The 19,643-nt window shown below is 56.0% G+C and carries 12 protein-coding genes, 2 tRNA genes and 3 rRNA genes; 4 read left to right on the top strand and 13 right to left on the bottom strand.

Annotation, left to right across the window (positions count from 1 at the left end; all coding sequences use genetic code 11):
• Window positions 1–6: 6 nt before the first annotated feature.
• The 3 genes from xdhB to puuE form a co-directional block, all read right to left on the bottom strand.
• Window positions 7–2,352 (bottom strand): xanthine dehydrogenase molybdopterin binding subunit, encoded by a 2,346-nt coding sequence (gene xdhB, locus CLU92_RS24475; RefSeq protein WP_101483975.1) that lies wholly within the window; start codon window positions 2,350–2,352, stop codon window positions 7–9.
• Window positions 2,353–2,362: 10 nt separating this feature from the next.
• Complete coding sequence (xdhA, locus tag CLU92_RS24470; protein ID WP_101483974.1) at window positions 2,363–3,829, bottom strand: xanthine dehydrogenase small subunit; 1,467 nt, start codon at window positions 3,827–3,829, stop codon at window positions 2,363–2,365.
• 99 nt (window positions 3,830–3,928) lie between these two features.
• The gene (gene puuE, locus CLU92_RS24465; protein ID WP_101483973.1) at window positions 3,929–4,882 is read right to left on the bottom strand and encodes an allantoinase PuuE; all 954 of its coding nucleotides are present in this window, start codon (window positions 4,880–4,882) and stop codon (window positions 3,929–3,931) included.
• A 121-nt stretch (window positions 4,883–5,003) separates the two neighbouring features.
• On the opposite strand from puuE, the gene uraH reads away from it, so the two are divergent.
• On the top strand, window positions 5,004–5,357 hold the full coding sequence (gene uraH, locus CLU92_RS24460; RefSeq protein WP_101483972.1) for a hydroxyisourate hydrolase: 354 nt from the start codon (window positions 5,004–5,006) through the stop codon (window positions 5,355–5,357).
• A 130-nt stretch (window positions 5,358–5,487) separates the two neighbouring features.
• Here the strand turns inward: uraH and rrf are convergent.
• The 6 genes from rrf to CLU92_RS24430 all read right to left on the bottom strand — a co-directional run bounded on the left by rrf (window position 5,488) and on the right by CLU92_RS24430 (window position 12,205).
• A 5S ribosomal RNA gene (gene rrf, locus CLU92_RS24455) occupies window positions 5,488–5,600 on the bottom strand.
• A gap of 138 nt (window positions 5,601–5,738) precedes the next feature.
• Window positions 5,739–8,628: ribosomal RNA gene (locus tag CLU92_RS24450) — 23S ribosomal RNA — on the bottom strand.
• A 249-nt stretch (window positions 8,629–8,877) separates the two neighbouring features.
• Window positions 8,878–8,953: transfer RNA gene (locus CLU92_RS24445), tRNA-Ala, on the bottom strand.
• Window positions 8,954–9,015: 62 nt separating this feature from the next.
• A tRNA-Ile gene (locus CLU92_RS24440) sits at window positions 9,016–9,092 on the bottom strand.
• Between the two features lie 98 nt (window positions 9,093–9,190).
• Window positions 9,191–10,721, bottom strand: a 16S ribosomal RNA gene (locus CLU92_RS24435).
• The 16S, 23S and 5S rRNA genes sit together here with 2 tRNA genes alongside, the layout of an rRNA operon.
• A 404-nt stretch (window positions 10,722–11,125) precedes the next feature.
• Window positions 11,126–12,205: a tartrate dehydrogenase gene (locus CLU92_RS24430; RefSeq protein WP_101483971.1), complete on the bottom strand. Its 1,080-nt coding sequence runs from the start codon at window positions 12,203–12,205 to the stop codon at window positions 11,126–11,128.
• Window positions 12,206–12,308: 103 nt separating this feature from the next.
• On the opposite strand from CLU92_RS24430, the gene CLU92_RS24425 reads away from it, so the two are divergent.
• Entirely contained in the window at window positions 12,309–13,208 is a 900-nt protein-coding gene (locus CLU92_RS24425) for a LysR family transcriptional regulator (RefSeq protein ID WP_101483970.1), read from the top strand.
• A gap of 4 nt (window positions 13,209–13,212) precedes the next feature.
• Here CLU92_RS24425 and CLU92_RS24420 read toward each other — a convergent pair whose 3' ends face one another.
• The 4 genes from CLU92_RS24420 to CLU92_RS24405 all read right to left on the bottom strand — a co-directional run bounded on the left by CLU92_RS24420 (window position 13,213) and on the right by CLU92_RS24405 (window position 17,443).
• A complete protein-coding gene (locus CLU92_RS24420; protein WP_101483969.1) occupies window positions 13,213–14,697 on the bottom strand; it encodes a DUF3482 domain-containing protein in 1,485 nt (494 codons plus the stop codon).
• Window positions 14,694–16,172, bottom strand: coding sequence for a DUF2868 domain-containing protein (locus tag CLU92_RS24415; RefSeq protein WP_101483968.1), 1,479 nt, complete (start codon window positions 16,170–16,172; stop codon window positions 14,694–14,696). Before CLU92_RS24415 ends, CLU92_RS24420 begins: the two co-directional genes overlap by 4 nt.
• Before the next feature lie 62 nt (window positions 16,173–16,234).
• Window positions 16,235–16,924, bottom strand: a complete 690-nt coding sequence (locus tag CLU92_RS24410; RefSeq protein WP_101483967.1) for an acid phosphatase — start codon at window positions 16,922–16,924, stop codon at window positions 16,235–16,237.
• A gap of 327 nt (window positions 16,925–17,251) precedes the next feature.
• Complete coding sequence (locus CLU92_RS24405; RefSeq protein WP_243857847.1) at window positions 17,252–17,443, bottom strand: histidine kinase dimerization/phospho-acceptor domain-containing protein; 192 nt, start codon at window positions 17,441–17,443, stop codon at window positions 17,252–17,254.
• An 807-nt stretch (window positions 17,444–18,250) separates the two neighbouring features.
• On the opposite strand from CLU92_RS24405, the gene CLU92_RS24400 reads away from it, so the two are divergent.
• Both CLU92_RS24400 and CLU92_RS24395 read left to right on the top strand, forming a co-directional pair.
• A complete protein-coding gene (locus tag CLU92_RS24400) occupies window positions 18,251–19,246 on the top strand; it encodes a hypothetical protein (RefSeq protein WP_143452641.1) in 996 nt (331 codons plus the stop codon).
• Window positions 19,197–19,499 carry a hypothetical protein gene (locus CLU92_RS24395; protein WP_101483964.1) on the top strand — a complete coding sequence of 101 codons (303 nt, stop codon included), beginning with the start codon at window positions 19,197–19,199 and terminating at the stop codon, window positions 19,497–19,499. Before CLU92_RS24400 ends, CLU92_RS24395 begins: the two co-directional genes overlap by 50 nt.
• Window positions 19,500–19,643: the final 144 nt, after the last annotated feature.

The raw sequence follows: 19,643 nt of genomic DNA, 5'->3' as shown, positions 1-19,643 counted from the left end.
CTGTTCCTATACCTTGGCGCAAACCGCTTGTACGGCCATGATTGCCTTGAGGATTTCCTCGCTGGTGGCCGGTGCATTCAGCGGCGGCTGCACGGCGTGATTTCCCACGCTGGAAATGGCGTCGCGGATGGCAAAGAACACGGAAAACGGCAACAGCAGCGGCGGCTCGCCCACGGCTTTGGAACGGTGGATGCTGTCTTCCACGTTGCGGTTCTGGAACAGTTTCACCCGGAAATCTTCCGGACAATCCGAAATGCCGGGAATCTTGTATGTCGATGGCGCGTGCGTCATCAGCTTGCCCGCCGCATTCCACCACAGCTGCTCCGTGGTCAACCAGCCCATGCCCTGGATAAATGCACCTTCCACCTGACCCAGATCAATCGCGGGATTGAGCGACTGGCCCGCGTCATACAAGGCGTCGGCACGCAGCAGTTTCCATTCGCCCGTCAAGGTATCGACCACCACTTCGGCCACGGCCGCGCCATACGCGTAGTAGGAAAACGGATGGCCCGTCATCGTCTTCGCATCCCACGACAGGCCGGGCGTGGCATAAAAACCATCCGACCACAGTTGTACCCTGGCCAGGTAAGCCTTCTGCACCAGCTCGGCAAACGGCACGACATGGCCGTTGACGTGGATGTGATTGTCGAAGAAGCGCACGCAAGCTGGCTCGCCGCCATACAGTTTGACCGCATAATCGGCCATGCGTTCACGGATTTGGCGCGCCGCATCCTGCGCCGCCTTGCCGTTCAGGTCTGCGCCGGTGGACGCTGCCGTGGCCGAGGTGTTCGCCACCTTGCTGGTGTCGGTGGCCGTGGCACGTACTCTGTCCAGGTCCAGTCCCAGTTCGTGCGCCACCACCTGCATCACCTTGGTATTGATGCCCTGTCCCATTTCCGTGCCGCCATGGTTGACCAGCACTGAGCCATCCACGTACACGTGCACGAGCGCACCGGCCTGGTTCAGATGCGTGACGTTGAAGGCGATGCCGAATTTCAGGGGCGTGAATGCCAAGCCCTTCTTCAAGACAGGGCTGGCCTCGTTAAAGGCATCGATGGCGCGGCGACGCGCCCGGTAATCGCTGCTGTCTTCCAGTTCGGCAACGAGTTCATGGATCACGTTATCGACGATTTTCTGCCCGTATGGCGTGACGTTGTGCCCTTCCGCATCATTGCGACCATAGAAATTGAGCAGGCGGATATCGAGCGCATCGCGTTGCAAATGGCGGGCAATTTCATCGATCACGTACTCGATGGCGATGGCGCCTTGGGGCCCGCCGAATCCGCGGAAAGCCGTGTTCGACTGGGTATTCGTCTTGCCGCAGGCGGCGCGGATATCCACGTCGGACAAATAATAGGTGTTATCAAAGTGACAGACAGCGCGCGTGGCGACGGGACCGGACAAGTCCGCCGAGTAGCCGGCGCGCGTGGTCATGTCGACCTTGGCGGCAAGGATGTTGCCGTCATCGTCATAGCCCACTTCGTATTCATAGTAAAAACAGTGGCGCTTGCCCGTCACCAACATATCGTCGTCGCGGTCGGCACGCAGCTTCACGGGGCGCTTCAGTTTGGCTGCCGCAATCGATGCCGCCGCCGCCCACAGAGCCGATTGCGATTCCTTGCCTCCGAAACCACCGCCCATGCGGCGGCATTCGACGGTGATGTTATGCGAATGCACGCCCAGCGCATGCGCTACCACGTGCTGCATCTCGCTCGGATGCTGGGTCGAACACAACACCAACATGCCTTGCGCTTCCTTGGGGATGGCGTAGGAAATCTGTCCTTCGAGGTAAAACTGTTCCTGGCCGCCCACATACAGCTGGCCCTTGACCACGTGCGGCGCCTTCTCGAACGCGGCCTGGTAGTTGCCCCGCGTCAGCTGCATCGGCGGCAGCACGTACGATTGCGCCGCCTTGGCCGCCTGCGGCGTCATGATCGCGGGCAATTCCGCATACGACACTTGCGCCAGACGGGCGGCGCGGCGCGCATGGTCATGCGTATCGGCCACGACGATGAAGATGGGCTGGCCCACGTATTGCACCAGATCAAAAGCCAGGATGGGGTCGTCATGGATGATGGGGCCGCAATCATTGGTGCCGGGAATATCCTGCGCCGTGTAGACGGCGACGACACCCTGCGCATTGCGCACGGCCGACAAGTCCATGGCCGTGATGCGCGCATGAGGCTTTTGCGACAGGCCCAGCGCCGCGTGCAAAGTACCCTGCAATTCGGCGATATCGTCCGTGTACGTGGCTTGCCCCAGCACATGCAATTGCGCCGATTCATGGGGGCTGGGCTTGCCCACGGCGGCCCAGGCGGCCGCTTGCAATTCGGGCGTGACAGGATGGTTCATGCTGGTCCTTTCAGGCGCGGCAAGCGTAGGCGTTGACGGCAGTGCGCAGCAGCGGCGCACCAGGGCGTGTTTCCAGCCAGAAGCGGCGCAACAGGTTTTGCGCCGTCGTCATGCGGTAGGTATTCGAGGCGCGCATGTCCGACAGCGGCGCGTAATCGTCGGCCAGCAAGCGCATGGCGATGACGAGGTTGTCCTCCGTCCACGCCTGCCCAAGCAAAAATGCTTCCGTTTGCGCTGCCCGTTGCGGCGTGGCCGCCATGCCGCCAAAGGCGATGCGCGCATCGACGATCACGTCGCCATCCAGACGGAAGGCAAACGCGGCGCACACGGCCGAAATATCCTGGTCAAAACGCTTCGCCAGTTTATACGTGCGGAAATGCACATCGGCACGCGGCAAGGGTACGCGCACGGCTTCGACGAATTCGCCAGGTTGCAGATCTTTCTTTTGGTAAGCCAGATAGAAGTTTTCCAGCGGCATCACGCGCTGGCCTCCGGGGCCGCGCAGCACGATATCGCTACCCAGCGCAATCAGCCACGGCATCGAGTCACCGATGGGCGAACCATTGGCCACATTGCCGCCCAAAGTACCCGCGTTGCGGATCGGCAAAGAGGCAAAGCGCTGCCACAGTTCCGACAACTCGTCTGGATAGTGCTGGCACAGCGCCGCATAGGCATCGTTGAGGCTGGCGCCAGCGCCGATGTGCAGCTTGCCGTCAACGATGCTGATGGTTTTCAACGCGGCCACGTTGCCCAGATAAATGATGTCACCGAGGTCACGCAGTTGCTTGGTGACCCACAAGCCCACGTCAGTAGAGCCGGCCAGCAGGCACGCTTGCGGCTTTTCCGCGCGCAGCGCCACCAGTTCGTCGATGCTGCGCGGTGCGTGGAAGTGCTGGCCGCCATGTTCATAGGTGCTCAGGCTGCCGCGCTGCAGCGCCTGCAATTGTTGCGCCAGAGCATCGCGGTCAAACGCGACATGCGGCAACTCGCCCATGCGCCTGGCCGCATCGATGATCGGCCGGTAGCCCGTGCAGCGACACAAATTGCCGGACAGCGTATCGTCGATTTCGCAGCGCGTGGGGGTTTCGCCGTTTTTCTGCAGATACATGCCCCACAACGACATCACGAAACCTGGCGTACAAAAACCGCACTGGGAACCGTGGCACTCGACCATCGCCTGCTGCACCGGGTGCAAGGCGCCATCGGGCTGTTGCAAGTCTTCCACGGAAAACAGGGCCTTGCCGTCGAGGGTAGGGGTGAGCTGGATGCAGGCGTTGACGGCCTTCATCTCGACCTGGCCATCGACCAGGCTGCCGATGACGACGGTGCAGGCGCCACAATCGCCTTCCGCGCAGCCCTCCTTGGTGCCCGTGCAATGCAAATCCTCCCGCAGGTGCTGCAACACAGTCTGCGTAGGGGCGGCGTTACGTACTTCCTGTACGGCACCACGGTAGTAAAAGCGGATCGGTTCTGACATGCTGGCCTCGGTATAGTCCCAGTATAGGAGATTAACACCGGCATATGGGACAACTATATGCAAAGACTGATTTTACTTATCATCCAATATCAATACCTATCAAGCGGCATAGGGATGTGTCGCATGCCAGTGTTCGGCAATATCGATGCGACGCGTGATCCACACCTGCTCGTGTCGCTGTACATAGTCGAGAAAGCGCGCCAGTGCCGCGGCCCGTCCAGGACGCCCCACCAGACGGCAATGCAAGCCCACCGACAGCATCTTCGGCTGATTCAAGCCGTTCGGATCGCCTTCCGCATACAGCACATCGAAGGCATCCTTCAGATAATCGAAAAACTGCGTACCCGAATTAAAGCCTTGCATGGCGGCAAAGCGCATGTCGTTCGTATCCAGGGTGTAGGGCACGATCAACTGCGGCTGCACGGCCGGCATGCCGGCTGCATCCGTATACGCCACTTTCTCCCAGAATGGCAAGTCATCGCCGTAATAATCGGCGTCGTAGCGGAAACCGCCGTGCTCGACCACCAGTTTACGTGTATTGGGCGAATCACGCCCCGTGTACCAGCCTTGCGGGGCGGCTCCCGTCAATTCACGGATGATCTGCACGGCGACACGCATGTGTTCGCGTTCCGTCGCTTCATCCATATTTTGATAAGAAATCCAGCGCAAGCCGTGACAGGCGATTTCATGTCCCAGTTCCTGGAACGCGGCCACCGCATCCGGATTGCGCTTCAAGGCCATCGAGACGCCAAACACCGTCAACGGCAAGCGCCGCTCCTCAAACATGCGCAGCAGGCGCCACAACCCGGCGCGCGAGCCATATTCATAAATCGACTCCATGCTGAGGTGGCGCGCAGGAAAAGCGGCCGCGCCGATCATTTCCGATAAAAACGTTTCCGACGCGGGGTCGCCATGCAGCACGCTATTTTCCGCCCCCTCCTCGTAATTGAGGACGAATTGCAGCGCGATGCGGGCCTTGCCTGGCCATTGCGGATGGGGTGGCGTGCGGCCGTAGCCAATCAAGTCGCGTGGATAATGTTCGTAATTGTTCATGCGGAGGCGCGCCTATAGGAGGACAATGTTGGCTATATGCCCAATCATATAGCGGGGCGCAGTCACCGGTATATGATTTGCACGATAAGCACATTCACTCACCCTATATACAGGATAGCAAATGGGAAAACTCAGCACGCATGTACTCGATATCGCCCACGGCAGACCGGGAGCCGGCGTCAAGGTGGCCTTGTTTTCAGTCGCGCCGGCAGGAAAAGTGCTGTTAAAGATGGATATGACCAATAGCGACGGCCGTTGCAGCACGCCTTTGCTGGAAGGCGACAGCATGAAAGCGGGCCAGTATGAGCTGGTGTTCAACGCAGGCGACTACTTCGCCGCCCAAGGCCTCGACTTGCCTACACCGCGCTTCATCGACCTGGTTACCCTGGCCTTCGGCATTGCGCATACCGATGAAAACTACCACGTACCGCTGGTGGTATCTCCTTGGTCGTATTCGACTTACCGGGGGAGTTAAGCGACGTTAAGCGACAAAGGCAGCGCGCAGCGCTGCTTTTTTTACGCCTGTTTGCTTTGCAAGACAAAGCAGCAGACGAAAAAAAACCCCACCGGATTCCGGTGGGGTTTTCTTCTACTGCGAATAACAAGCCTGACGATAACCTACTTTCACACTGGTTGCAGCACTATCATCGGCGCAAAGTTGTTTCACGGTCCTGTTCGGGATGGGAAGGGGTGGGACCAACTTGCTATGGTCATCAGGCATAACTTGTACTGGCATTTGTCCTCAATTGAGCGACAAAGCCTGAATCTGGAAGAAGCAAAGATTGGGGTAATGAATAGTAGTATCAACAAACTCACAACGTTGTACCGTCTTATCCTCTGTACCTGCTAAGGTTATAGGGACAAGCCGTACGGGCAATTAGTACTGGTTAGCTTAATGCATTACTGCACTTCCACACCCAGCCTATCAACGTCCTGGTCTCGAACGACCCTTCAAAGAGCTCAAGGCTCTGGGAAATCTCATCTCAAGGCAAGTTTCCCGCTTAGATGCTTTCAGCGGTTATCTCTTCCGAACTTAGCTACCCGGCAATGCCACTGGCGTGACAACCGGTACACCAGAGGTTCGTCCACTCCGGTCCTCTCGTACTAGGAGCAGCCCCCTTCAAATTTCCAACGCCCACGGCAGATAGGGACCAAACTGTCTCACGACGTTTTAAACCCAGCTCACGTACCACTTTAAATGGCGAACAGCCATACCCTTGGGACCGGCTACAGCCCCAGGATGTGATGAGCCGACATCGAGGTGCCAAACTCCCCCGTCGATATGAACTCTTGGGAGGAATCAGCCTGTTATCCCCAGAGTACCTTTTATCCGTTGAGCGATGGCCCTTCCATACAGAACCACCGGATCACTATGTCCTACTTTCGTACCTGCTCGACTTGTCAGTCTCGCAGTTAAGCACGCTTATGCCATTGCACTATCAACACGATGTCCGACCGTATCTAGCGTACCTTCGAACTCCTCCGTTACACTTTAGGAGGAGACCGCCCCAGTCAAACTGCCTACCATGCACTGTCCCCGATCCGGATAACGGACCAAGGTTAGAACCTCAAACAAACCAGGGTGGTATTTCAAGGTTGGCTCCACGAGAACTAGCGTCCCCGCTTCAAAGCCTCCCACCTATCCTACACAGATTGGTTCAAAGTCCAATGCAAAGCTACAGTAAAGGTTCATGGGGTCTTTCCGTCTAGCCGCGGGTAGATTGCATCATCACAAACATTTCAACTTCGCTGAGTCTCGGGAGGAGACAGTGTGGCCATCGTTACGCCATTCGTGCAGGTCGGAACTTACCCGACAAGGAATTTCGCTACCTTAGGACCGTTATAGTTACGGCCGCCGTTTACTGGGACTTCAATCAAGAGCTTGCACCCCATCATTTAATCTTCCAGCACCGGGCAGGCGTCACACCCTATACGTCCACTTTCGTGTTTGCAGAGTGCTGTGTTTTTATTAAACAGTCGCAGCCACCAGTTTATTGCAACCCTTTCACCCTCATGGAGTAAACCAATCAAGCTACCGGGGCGTACCTTTTCCCGAAGTTACGGTACCAATTTGCCGAGTTCCTTCTCCCGAGTTCTCTCAAGCGCCTTAGAATACTCATCTCGCCCACCTGTGTCGGTTTGCGGTACGGTCTCGTATGACTGAAGCTTAGAGGCTTTTCTTGGAACCACTTCCGATTGCTTCGTGAACAAGTTCACTCGTCTCAACCCCTTGAATTCCGCACCCGGATTTGCCTAAGTGCCTTCTATGAGCCAAAAACCAACTATTCCAACAGTTGGACAACCTTCCGCGATCCGTCCCCCCATCGCATCATACGACGGTGCAGGAATATTAACCTGCTTCCCATCAGCTACGCATCTCTGCCTCGCCTTAGGGGCCGACTCACCCTGCTCCGATGAACGTTGAACAGGAAACCTTGGGCTTACGGCGTGGAGGCTTTTCACCCCCATTATCGCTACTCATGTCAGCATTCGCACTTCTGATACCTCCAGCATCCTTTACAAGACACCTTCGCAGGCTTACAGAACGCTCTCCTACCATATATATCTGTGATAAATCACAGAACAATATCCGCAGCTTCGGTGACTGGCTTAGCCCCGTTACATCTTCCGCGCAGGACGACTCGATCAGTGAGCTATTACGCTTTCTTTAAATGATGGCTGCTTCTAAGCCAACATCCTGACTGTTTTAGCCTTCCCACTTCGTTTTCCACTTAGCCAATCTTTGGGACCTTAGCTGGCGGTCTGGGTTGTTTCCCTCTTGACGCCGGACGTTAGCACCCGACGTCTGTCTCCCAAGCTCGCACTCATCGGTATTCGGAGTTTGCAATGGTTTGGTAAGTCGCAATGACCCCCTAGCCATAACAGTGCTCTACCCCCGATGGTGATACTTGAGGCACTACCTAAATAGTTTTCGGAGAGAACCAGCTATTTCCAAGTTTGTTTAGCCTTTCACCCCTACCCACAGCTCATCCCCTAATTTTTCAACATTAGTGGGTTCGGACCTCCAGGGCGTGTTACCGCACCTTCATCCTGGCCATGAGTAGATCACTTGGTTTCGGGTCTACACCCAGCGACTGATCGCCCTATTCGGACTCGATTTCTCTACGGCTTCCCTATGCGGTTAACCTTGCCACTGAATGTAAGTCGCTGACCCATTATACAAAAGGTACGCAGTCACGGAACAAGTCCGCTCCTACTGTTTGTATGCACACGGTTTCAGGATCTATTTCACTCCCCTTCCGGGGTTCTTTTCGCCTTTCCCTCACGGTACTGGTTCACTATCGGTCGATTACGAGTATTTAGCCTTGGAGGATGGTCCCCCCATATTCAGACAGGATGTCACGTGTCCCGCCCTACTTGTCGTACGCTTAGTATCACCGGTCTGATTTCGAATACGGGACTATCACCCGCTACGGTTCCTATTTCCAGAGGATTCTTCTATCAGTCCGACTATCACGTACAGGCTCTTCCCATTTCGCTCGCCGCTACTTTGGGAATCTCGGTTGATTTCTTTTCCTGCAGCTACTTAGATGTTTCAGTTCGCCGCGTTCGCCTTGCATACCTATGTATTCAGTATGCAATACCCTAAAAGGGTGGGTTGCCCCATTCGGAAATCTGCGGATCAAAGTGTGTTTGCTCACTCCCCGCAGCTTATCGCAAGCTACTACGTCCTTCATCGCCTGTAATCGCCAAGGCATCCACCATGTGCACTTATTCGCTTGTCCCTATAACGTTAGCCTCTCATTATTTGCATAATGAAAGAGCGCTACAGGGATAAGAAAGTACAACGTTGTTGCTTGTTTGTTGATACATACAATCATTACCCATCGATTTGCTTTTTACGGCAAACCAATCAATAAATAATCTTTACTTCTTCCAGATTGTTAAAGAACGAAACAGCTTTGATCGCTAAAAGATCAAACCTAAACCCAAGTCTTGTTGACTGGCTTACGTTTGCACTTTCGAGTAAAACTTGGTGGAGGATGACGGGATCGAACCGACGACCCCCTGCTTGCAAAGCAGGTGCTCTCCCAGCTGAGCTAATCCCCCTGGGTGTGTTACTGGAAGGTCTGGCTGGACTAGTGTCCACCTTACCCCCGGGTTTGTTTTACTGGTAGGGCTGGTTGGACTCGAACCAACGACCCCCGCGTTATCAACACGGTGCTCTAACCAGCTGAGCTACAGCCCCAACGCGGAACTACTACGACTACTGTTTCTTCTTAATTAAACAGCCGATAAGTGTGAACATTTGATGCGTGAATCATTACTGATTCGTGCAAACTCTAGAAAGGAGGTGATCCAGCCGCACCTTCCGATACGGCTACCTTGTTACGACTTCACCCCAGTCACGAATCCTACCGTGGTAAGCGCCCTCCTTGCGGTTAAGCTACCTACTTCTGGTAAAACCCGCTCCCATGGTGTGACGGGCGGTGTGTACAAGACCCGGGAACGTATTCACCGCGACATGCTGATCCGCGATTACTAGCGATTCCAACTTCATGCAGTCGAGTTGCAGACTACAATCCGGACTACGATACACTTTCTGCGATTAGCTCCCCCTCGCGGGTTGGCGGCGCTCTGTATGTACCATTGTATGACGTGTGAAGCCCTACCCATAAGGGCCATGAGGACTTGACGTCATCCCCACCTTCCTCCGGTTTGTCACCGGCAGTCTCATTAGAGTGCCCTTTCGTAGCAACTAATGACAAGGGTTGCGCTCGTTGCGGGACTTAACCCAACATCTCACGACACGAGCTGACGACAGCCATGCAGCACCTGTGTACTGGTTCTCTTTCGAGCACTCCCAAATCTCTCCGGGATTCCAGCCATGTCAAGGGTAGGTAAGGTTTTTCGCGTTGCATCGAATTAATCCACATCATCCACCGCTTGTGCGGGTCCCCGTCAATTCCTTTGAGTTTTAATCTTGCGACCGTACTCCCCAGGCGGTCTACTTCACGCGTTAGCTGCGTTACCAAGTCAATTAAGACCCGACAACTAGTAGACATCGTTTAGGGCGTGGACTACCAGGGTATCTAATCCTGTTTGCTCCCCACGCTTTCGTGCATGAGCGTCAATCTTGACCCAGGGGGCTGCCTTCGCCATCGGTGTTCCTCCACATATCTACGCATTTCACTGCTACACGTGGAATTCTACCCCCCTCTGCCAGATTCTAGCCTTGCAGTCTCCAATGCAATTCCCAGGTTGAGCCCGGGGATTTCACATCAGACTTACAAAACCGCCTGCGCACGCTTTACGCCCAGTAATTCCGATTAACGCTTGCACCCTACGTATTACCGCGGCTGCTGGCACGTAGTTAGCCGGTGCTTATTCTTCAGGTACCGTCATTAGCAAAAGATATTAGCTCTCACCGTTTCTTCCCTGACAAAAGAGCTTTACAACCCGAAGGCCTTCTTCACTCACGCGGCATTGCTGGATCAGGCTTTCGCCCATTGTCCAAAATTCCCCACTGCTGCCTCCCGTAGGAGTCTGGACCGTGTCTCAGTTCCAGTGTGGCTGGTCGTCCTCTCAGACCAGCTACTGATCGATGCCTTGGTAGGCTTTTACCCTACCAACTAGCTAATCAGATATCGGCCGCTCCACGAGCATGAGGTCTTGCGATCCCCCACTTTCATCCTTAGATCGTATGCGGTATTAGCGTAACTTTCGCTACGTTATCCCCCACTCTAGGGTACGTTCCGATATATTACTCACCCGTTCGCCACTCGCCACCAGAGCAAGCTCCGTGCTGCCGTTCGACTTGCATGTGTAAGGCATGCCGCCAGCGTTCAATCTGAGCCAGGATCAAACTCTTCAGTTTAATCTCTGTTACTTTGCCATTTTATTGGCACCGTCTTGCGACGGGTCGCTCACTCAAAAAACTGACAGGCTACTTCCGAAGAAGTATCCTATTTCATTATTTCTTGTGAACATTTGATATTTTAAGTTAGACGCCAATCCGAAGATTGACGCTGCACTTACATCAAATGCCCACACTTATCGACTGTTAATTGTTAAAGAACTGTATTCGGTTACTGCTTTCGCGCTATCGACAAAGCGTTGTGTTTGTCAGCTGCGAAGAAGGAAGAGTATGAAGCGTTTCGGCCATTTCGTCAACCTTCTTTTTTACTACCCAGCCCCGGAAGGCTGTCCCTTTTGTGCCGCAAACTAGTGCGTCTCATCGGGGAGGCGAACTATAGCAAAGCCGCCCACGGGCGGCAAGCATTATTTCAACAATGCTGCCACCGCCATCCCCACCTCGGTCGTACTGGCACTGCCACCCATGTCCGGCGTACGTGGACCATGCTCGAGCACCTGCTCGATAGCGCGCACAATCGCGTCATGCGCTGCCGTGTATTGGGCGTCGCCATTGCCGAGGAAATCGAGCATCATGGCGCCCGACCAGATCATGCCGATCGGGTTGGCGATATTCTGGCCATAGATATCGGGTGCGGAACCGTGCACCGGCTCAAACACGGAGGGGAAAGTGCGCTCCGGATTGATATTGGCCGATGGCGCGATGGCAATCGTCCCCGTGCAGGCGGGGCCCAGGTCGGACAAGATGTCGCCAAACAGATTCGACGCGACCACCACGTCGAAGCGCTCGGGGCTGAGCACGAAACGGGCCGCCAGGATGTCGATGTGGTATTTATCCCAGCGCACATCGGGAAACTCCGGCGCCATCGCTTCCACCCGCTCATCCCAAAATGGCATGCTGATTGCGATGCCATTCGACTTGGTCGCCGATGTCAGGTGTTTTTTTGGCCGGCTTTGCGCCAGCTCAAACGCATATTTCAGGATGCGGTCGACGCCCTTGCGCGTAAACACGGATTCCTGCAGCACTGTTTCGCGCTCCGTCCCCTCGAACATGCGCCCACCCACGGACGAATATTCTCCCTCTGTATTTTCACGCACGACATAGAAATCGATATCGCCCGGCTTTTTATTTGCCAGCGGGCACGGCACGCCCGGCATCAGCCGCACGGGGCGCAAATTGACGTATTCATCGAATTCGCGCCGGAATTTCAACAAGGAACCCCATAAGGAAATATGGTCGGGTACTTTGTCCGGCCAGCCCACCGCGCCAAAATAGATGGCGTCGAAATCCTTGAGTTGGGCAAACCAGTCCGAGGGCATCATCTGGCCATGCTCAAGGTAATAATCGCAATTCGCCCATGCCATCGTCGTAAACTGCAAGTCGATATTGAAGCGGCGCGCGGCGGCCTCGACAACACGCAGTCCTTCCGGCATGACTTCATTGCCTATGCCGTCGCCGGCGATGACTGCGATTCTGTGTGCGGGCATGCGCTTCTCCTGTTGATAGATGGAAGCGTTAATGATACTGGCGCCGCATCAGAATACAATCGGTGGATTCATAACCCCAGTATCCACATTTCGTGCTCAATCAATGAAAAATACGCCGCTGCTTGAAGATTTGCGCCTGTTTTGCCAGGTCGCCCATAAAACCAGCTTCGCCGCCACGGCGCTGGAACTGGGCATTTCGAAAGCGGTCGTCAGCAAGCGCATCGGCATGCTGGAAGCGGCGCTGCAAGTCCGTTTGCTGCACCGGACCACGCGCCGGGTCAGCGTCACCGATCACGGCGAGATCGTGCGGCAATGGGCACAGCGCATCCTGGAAGATATCGAACAGATGGCTGAAGCGGTGGCGCAGTCGACATTGCAGCCGCAGGGCATGCTGCGCATTTGCTGCAGTTCCGGTTTCGGGCGCAACCGCCTCGGTCCAGCCCTCTCCCAGCTGGCACGGCAGTATCCAGACCTGAAAGTACAGCTGGAATTACTCGACCGCCCCGTAGACCTGCTGGGAGAAGGTTTCGACCTCGACATTCGCGTTGGCGTGGTGCACGAACCAGACTTGATCGCCCACCATATTGCCCGCAACCAGCGCGTGCTGTGTGCCGCGCCCGCTTACCTGGAGCAACGCGGCACGCCGGACACCCTGGAGCAATTGCGCGCGCATGACTGCATCGTCATCCGTGAGCGCGACCAGGATGGGCGACGCTGGAAACTGCAAGGGCCGCACGGACTGGAAACGGTGAAGGTCGACGGGGCGCTGTCGGCCAACAATGGCGAGATCGTCCATCAATGGGCGCTGGACGGCCACGGCATCATTTTGCGCTCGGCATGGGATGTGGAAAGCAGCCTGGCGCAAGGCAAGCTGGTGCGGATTTTGCCCGCGTATCAACAGGCTGCCGATGTGTGGGCGGTGACCACCTCGCGGCTGTCGAGCTCAGCCAAGGTCAGGGCCTGCGTGCAATTCCTGCAGCAGTGGCTGCAGGCCCCCGCGTGATGAACTACACCAGGCGCGCCACATCCGGATACAGACGCGCCAGGGTATCGGAGGCGATGGCGGCAATCACGGGTTCGACACGCTCTGAGGCTTGCTCAGGTGCTTTTTCTCGGCGCACATCTTTCCACAACTCAAGCAAAGCAGCGTCATGGCGCGCGACCGCTTGCTCGACCTCATCTTGCCAAAATGCTGGCGCCTCGCCTTCCACGAAGTTGCCGCGGCCACGGCCAAAGTGCGCCACCGCCAGATAACGCAGCACGCCCGCCACCACCAAGGTACGCAGGAAGGCATCCGTAAATTGCATGGTAGGTTCATTGCGGTCCGTGCCGGAATTAAATCCCCAGGCTGCACCCGCAAACGTCAGGGCACCGACCACGCCACCAAGCAAGGCGCCCGTGCCCAGGGTCAGGCCACCGGAAATCAGGTCGGCCGACAAGCCAGTCGCCGCACCGGAAATCATGGCGCCCAATAGCCCCGCTTGCGCCTTGTCAATCGGCGCGCGCACGGCAAAATTATCGCGCACCCGTGTATTGATCTTATGCGCATCTGTGGGGTCAAGTTTGTGCAAGATCAACAGTTCACGCGTCGTTTCACCGCTGTGCGTATTGAGCCGCGCCACCAGGCTGGCCATCGCCTTCTCCTGGCGTTGCTGCTCGGCATTCTTGCCTATGCCGACTACTTGCAAGGCCGATTTCAGCAAGCCCTTGGAGACGGGCTCGATGGCTTCGCGATCCTGGGCTGCCGCAGCCAGCTGCGTGGCCAGCAAATGCATGGCCTCCCGGAAACGTGCCGTATTCTGCGCTTGCCAGGTACCAAACAAACGCGCATAGCCGGCTTGCTGCGACTGAGGTAACAACTTGCCAACGGCTTCGTAAAACACGCGTTCATGTACCCAGCAGCGAGCAAAGGCATCGAGCGCCAGGACGTCGCGCACAATCGGATATTGCTGTAAATGCTCACGCCAGCGCGCCTGCTCGCTGTGTTCCTCGTTGCCTGGACGTGGTGGCCCCATCTGATTGAGCAAGACCACCACGGGTTTGCCCAGCCATTCGAGGATTTTCATTTCCGCCGGCAAGTAACCCGCATCACTGGGATGCTCCGACGAGTTGACCAGATACAGCACCACGTCGGCCGCGTCCTTGGCCGTGCGCAGCGCTTGCTGACTGAGCCAGAAAGGACGGTCGCGATAACGATCCAGCACTTCACGCAGGAACCAGCCGATGGGATTGCCCGACTGCCCCAGACGCTTGAGCAGGCGCACCGAGTCGCCAAAGCCGGGCGTGTCCCACAATTGCAGGGCATCGCCTTGCGGCGTCGCCAGCAAGGTATGCGATTCCGCAAAAACGGTCACGTGGGCAGCGTCGCGCACTTCGCCGATATCTACGCCCACCAAGGTACGCGCCAGGGTGGTCTTGCCATTATTCGTATGCGAAATCAGTGCAAACTGAATTTGCACCGCATCATCCTGGACATCTTTATTCACATTCATGCTGCTGCCGATACTTTCAAGCCAACACCGGCATCGAGCGGGTGCAAGGCAGGATTGAGCAAATTGACCAGGGTGGCCGGGGTTTGATGGAAGAGGCAGAACTGTTGCCACAAGGCGACTCTTTCCGCCAAGCGGGCGGCATTATCCACCTGCTCGCCAGCGCGCTCCAGGTAGCTGGACTCGTCGATCAGGACGGCGATGCCCCGTGTCGATGATCGCACCAGGTAATCGAGGAAGGCGCCGTGATTTTCTTTTTCCGGCGTCGCCGTCAGATTGAACAGCACGGCCGTGATGTTGACTTGCGGATCATTCAGGTCGGCGCCGCGCAAGACGTCCTGCGGCTCTTCGCCATACGACGTCGATGGACGCAGCATCATGCGCCCCTGCTCGCCAAACAGCATGATGGACAGCTGGCCCAAGCCCTTGTGACGCGCCTCATCGACAGTAAAGCTGTACGGCAAAACGCGCAACATGCCACCCGTGGCCACGCCTATACTTTCATTGAGCTTGCGGAAATACGGTTGATCCAGGTCTAACGGGAAATGTTTCGCCAGCCGTGCGGCGCGCCAGTTGTTGGCCAAAGCCAGGATCAGGCGGGGAACCACGACCAGCAAGAAAATCATTGCCGCATACAAATGCACCCAGCGCGCGCCCCCTTCCACGGTCGTCGTTTGCGGGAAGCGCAACGCTTCAATTTCCGCCAGCGAGAAACCTTGCAAATGAAATAGGGCAATGGCTGGTGCAAACAGCGTCGAAAGCAGGCTGTGCACCTGGCTGGCACTCAAAAAGGTGCTTTCCCAGCCGGCCGCGTATTGCGACAGGAAACCGCGTGCATACAGCGAAGCCACGGCGCCGATGGCAAACATGGCGGCGCTCAAATGGATGGTACGGCCCAGGCGCGCGGCCGTCAGCTTGGCGCTCAGGTGCGCCCATTCCCCCATGAAGCTGAGCAAGCCCGAGGACAAGGCGTGCGGGAGTTTGCGCGGCAGGGCCAGGCGGCCCACGCTCAGGTGGCGCACCAGTCCAGCTTTCGGCCAGCCCAGGGAGTGCGAGGGGATGCATAGCCAGATCAGCAAGCCCAGGTAGACCAGCACATTCCAGGCGATTATCAGCAGCAAGGGCGCCGACAGCAAGTCGACGCGGTGCGGATCGGTGATGCGGTCGAGCCCGGCCCCCAGCAGCAGGGCCAGCAATGGCAGGGTCAGTGCCAGGGTCTTCATGCCGTTGCGGCGTTTCACGAAGGCAGAGAAGGCGGGGGTGCGCTCGGTGATGCGCTTGATGATCAGCTCGGACCGCTGCTGCAGGAAGTCGTCACCCGTCACTTCGGCCTGCTTGCCCGAAGCTTGCCATTGCGCAAGCTCACGCGCGCTGCGGCTGGCATACATGCGGTCGTCCTCGCTGAGGACTTCTTTTTTCTGGTCGGCCGTTTCAATGGCCCGTACCAATACCACTTCTCTCGCAATCTGCTCGTTCATGGTGCTCCTGTTTTTGTATGAAACGACAACTCGACAGGCAGATTGTGACGTACTTTTGTATTTCAGGCCAACGCGTCCTCGGTCCGGAACAAGTTATGTAGCAGATGTATCAGGAAAGCAGCGATCCAGGCAGACCACAAGGTGTGCGTGAAAAATTGTGTACCTTGCAACTGTTGCTGCCAGCCGGACGCCAAACCGCACAGCAGCATGACACCGGTGAGCAGAAGCGCAGTGCGGGGCCGTCCGGGCAGCCAGAACAATGGCAAAGCCAGCAGCCACCAGGCAGTGTTTGCCTGGATCGCGGGCAGGCAAACACTGCCAGATGCGCTGGCTGGCAACGTTTCCAGCATGCGCGCGTACGGCTCCAGTCCACCATAGCGCAGCAAATCCGTAGGACAGGGCATATCGCTGAAGGAGGAGAGCAAATAGATGCTTGGCGGCACCAAGACGACCGACAGGGCCACGGAGCGCAAGACGCTGCGGCGTGATGCAAGCCATGCCAGCGGACGCAAGGTGTCCCAGATGGCCAGGCCTATCACGGCGGCGCCAAGCAAGATCATGCCACACTGGAAACTGCCGGCCAGCGCACTGTCACCGCCGACAAAGTGCCCACGCTTCCCGTCGAACATACTGTCGGCGATCATGAGGTCGAGGTTGCTGTAATTGCCGATCCAGAGGATCAGCATGGCCGACAGCATCAGGACGCTATCGATGCCTTTGGGAGTTTTGACGAGTTTAAGCTTGGCCAGCATGGGTGCACATATTATTTGGTGAGATGAAAGGTACTGACCACACAGGACTGTAGCCATGGAAGTCATCGTACAGTGTCAATATGAAGAGAACATGATGTTCCCCACCATTAACCACGCGGACGGAGCAAGACGAGCTTCCGGCCTCACCTTACAAGTGCCCGCATGAATTACGCGTCGACAGGGCATTCATTTTTCGTTAAGTAAATGCAAAAAGCAGGCTTAGATGAAATCAATCCGCAGCACGCTGCCGCCAGGCGGCGGGCAATGAATCCCGGTTCCGCGCGCAGCCAAGTAGATGCGCCCGGAAGCGGAGCGTACCAGCGGTGCTTACGCGCCTTGCGTCATCAGGATTTCCGCCGCGCCCTTGATCACGCTCAGCGGCGTGCGCAGTTCATGACTGACATCGCCCCTAAAAAAGCATTCGCGATCACCAACTTCGCTCAACTCCGCCTTACGTACAGCAAAAGTGCGTACCAGCATTCCCAATTCATCGGCGCTGTCCTGCTGTGGCAAGGCCACCTGGCCGCCTTATGTAAGCGACATGATCGGCGTGATCAAGCAATTGGCGATTGGCGATGAAGGCCCCAGGCAGCGAAGCGCAAACCCATAAAACGATAAAAGCGAGGGCCAGCGTGCCATACACACAGCATGCTCAAACCGCAAATATCAGCATTAGCCCTGGCTCCGGAAATGCCGTCTATTCTTGCAATAAAGGGAGCTGGGCCTTCCAGTCGGAAAACTGTATGTCACCGCCTGCAGGTTGCTCGGCAACTACGGTCTATTGATCTAGCTCCGCATCCTGCAATAGCTACAATACAGCGATATCGCACGGCGCGGGTCGATGGGTTAACGCGTCCAACGACAATAACGGGAGCGTGTACGCCAGCTGCAAAAATGGCAGCATCAATACAAGCAGCGGAAGCTGTACTTCGTCTTCGCGCACGTTCTACAACCGTACGGACAAATCTGGTCAGGCGTTAGCCGCGAATCCAGGGAATCGTGCCAGCTCCTGCCAAGCACAGGGCATGAATGTCGTCGGGAACGGGCAGCAATCGGACTTCGGGGGCAACGATATTCCTCACTGCGACTCAGCCGATAGCTCTCGCGTTGTATGAACCCTGCAACACCAGGCGCTGCCAGCCGCAAGACCGTCGCATACGGCAATCCAGGCTGCTTCATTCAAACTGCTGTCACTTGCCAATAAATGTGTTCTAATTCCGTATGGCACTTATTAAATGAGTAATCTAGTTAACTCGGCAATCTTAATTATGCTGCGGTAGCAGTAATAACAAAGTAAACAACACAATAGGAGATGTAATAAAAACTTTGGCTGACTACATTGAACAATACGGTTTTGACGGTTGGAAATCTGGTCCTCTCGCCCAACATCCAATCGTCATGATGTTGCGTGATGAAATCGCTAATCCTGGCTCGACCTCGCTGGCTTCTCTCGATAGGTCGAGTCTGGAAATCGCTGTTAAAGTATTAAAAAACAATCCCGAAGATGGGCACACTTTGTCGTCTGGTAGCCTGCCGTTTATCTCGCTGACCATTAACTATAGCAATATTGAACCGTACAAATTCGACGGCAACATGGTTCCATATCGAGCGCACATGGACACGAATTTAAAAAAACATGGTTCGATCACTTACGTGCGGGGCGAGAAGGACAATCCGTTCACGCAACATACCGACACCATCAGCAATACCGGCGTGGTGGTCAAAGATGTCGCGATAAGCACCAACTTTGACGCACTCAAAGTGTGTTACAACGGCGCCCTTAGTTCGGTCGCGCTCGGCTCGGACCTTTTTGCCACGAACAAGGTCGTGACCTCGAAGGAAATACTGCAGAACATGCTGGAACTGGTCCTGCAGTACGGAATTGATACACCCGAACACATGAAGTCGGCTTTCGGTTCCTGGGCATACGCCGATGGTGTCGTTGATGCTGCGATCCAGCAGGAAGCGAAATTGCCGCTTTACTCACAGCTTAATGATCCTGCCTCCGACGCAATCATTAAGGGCTATCTCGCGTATTTTGGCCGTCCAGCTGATACTGCTGGTCTGCAATATTGGGTGGACGCCACCAACCGCACTGGTGGCGATGCTACTGCGATGATTAACAACTTTGGCAACAGTGCCGAATACCGTAGTATGTACGGCAACTCTACCTCGATGGAAGTCGTCAATTCGCTGTACCAGCATCTGTTCAACCGTGACGCGGAAAAGGGGGGGGGTGGAATTCTGGTCACATCACCTGGAAACCGGGGCCTTGACCCTTGCGGATCTCGCTTTCTCGGTCGTCAACGCGGCACAGGGTAGCGATTCGAAAACCATTGTGGAAAAAGTCGCGGCATCCCGCGTCTTCACCGGAAATCTGGATACCCAGCGAGAGGTGGACCTGTACAGCAATAACCAGTCTGCGCTGAACGCCCGCAAGTGGCTGTCCCTCTTCAGCGAAAACGATTTTAGGAACGGCAAGCTTTTGAACGTGACTGTTGATGTTATCAATAAGCTGCAGGGCGATGTAGAGCCGATCCTGATTGGCCAAGGCTTCGACCCACTCTACTATTAATCGGGACTAATCCGTGACTCGTAAAAATGCTCTTATTCTGGCGTCTGGCTTTCTGGCCTCGATCCGAGCATCTCGCGCGGCGCCAACTTGGGTGCTTCGCTCATCAGGCACTTCAGGATGATGTAGCCGATCCTTCGAAATGCA

Origin of the sequence: Janthinobacterium sp. 61, assembly GCF_002846335.1 — a bacterium.
Taxonomy (GTDB): Bacteria; Pseudomonadota; Gammaproteobacteria; order Burkholderiales; family Burkholderiaceae_D; genus Janthinobacterium.
The sequence above is the reverse complement of the archived record's forward strand: the minus strand, read 5'-3'. Positions and strand labels throughout refer to the sequence as shown.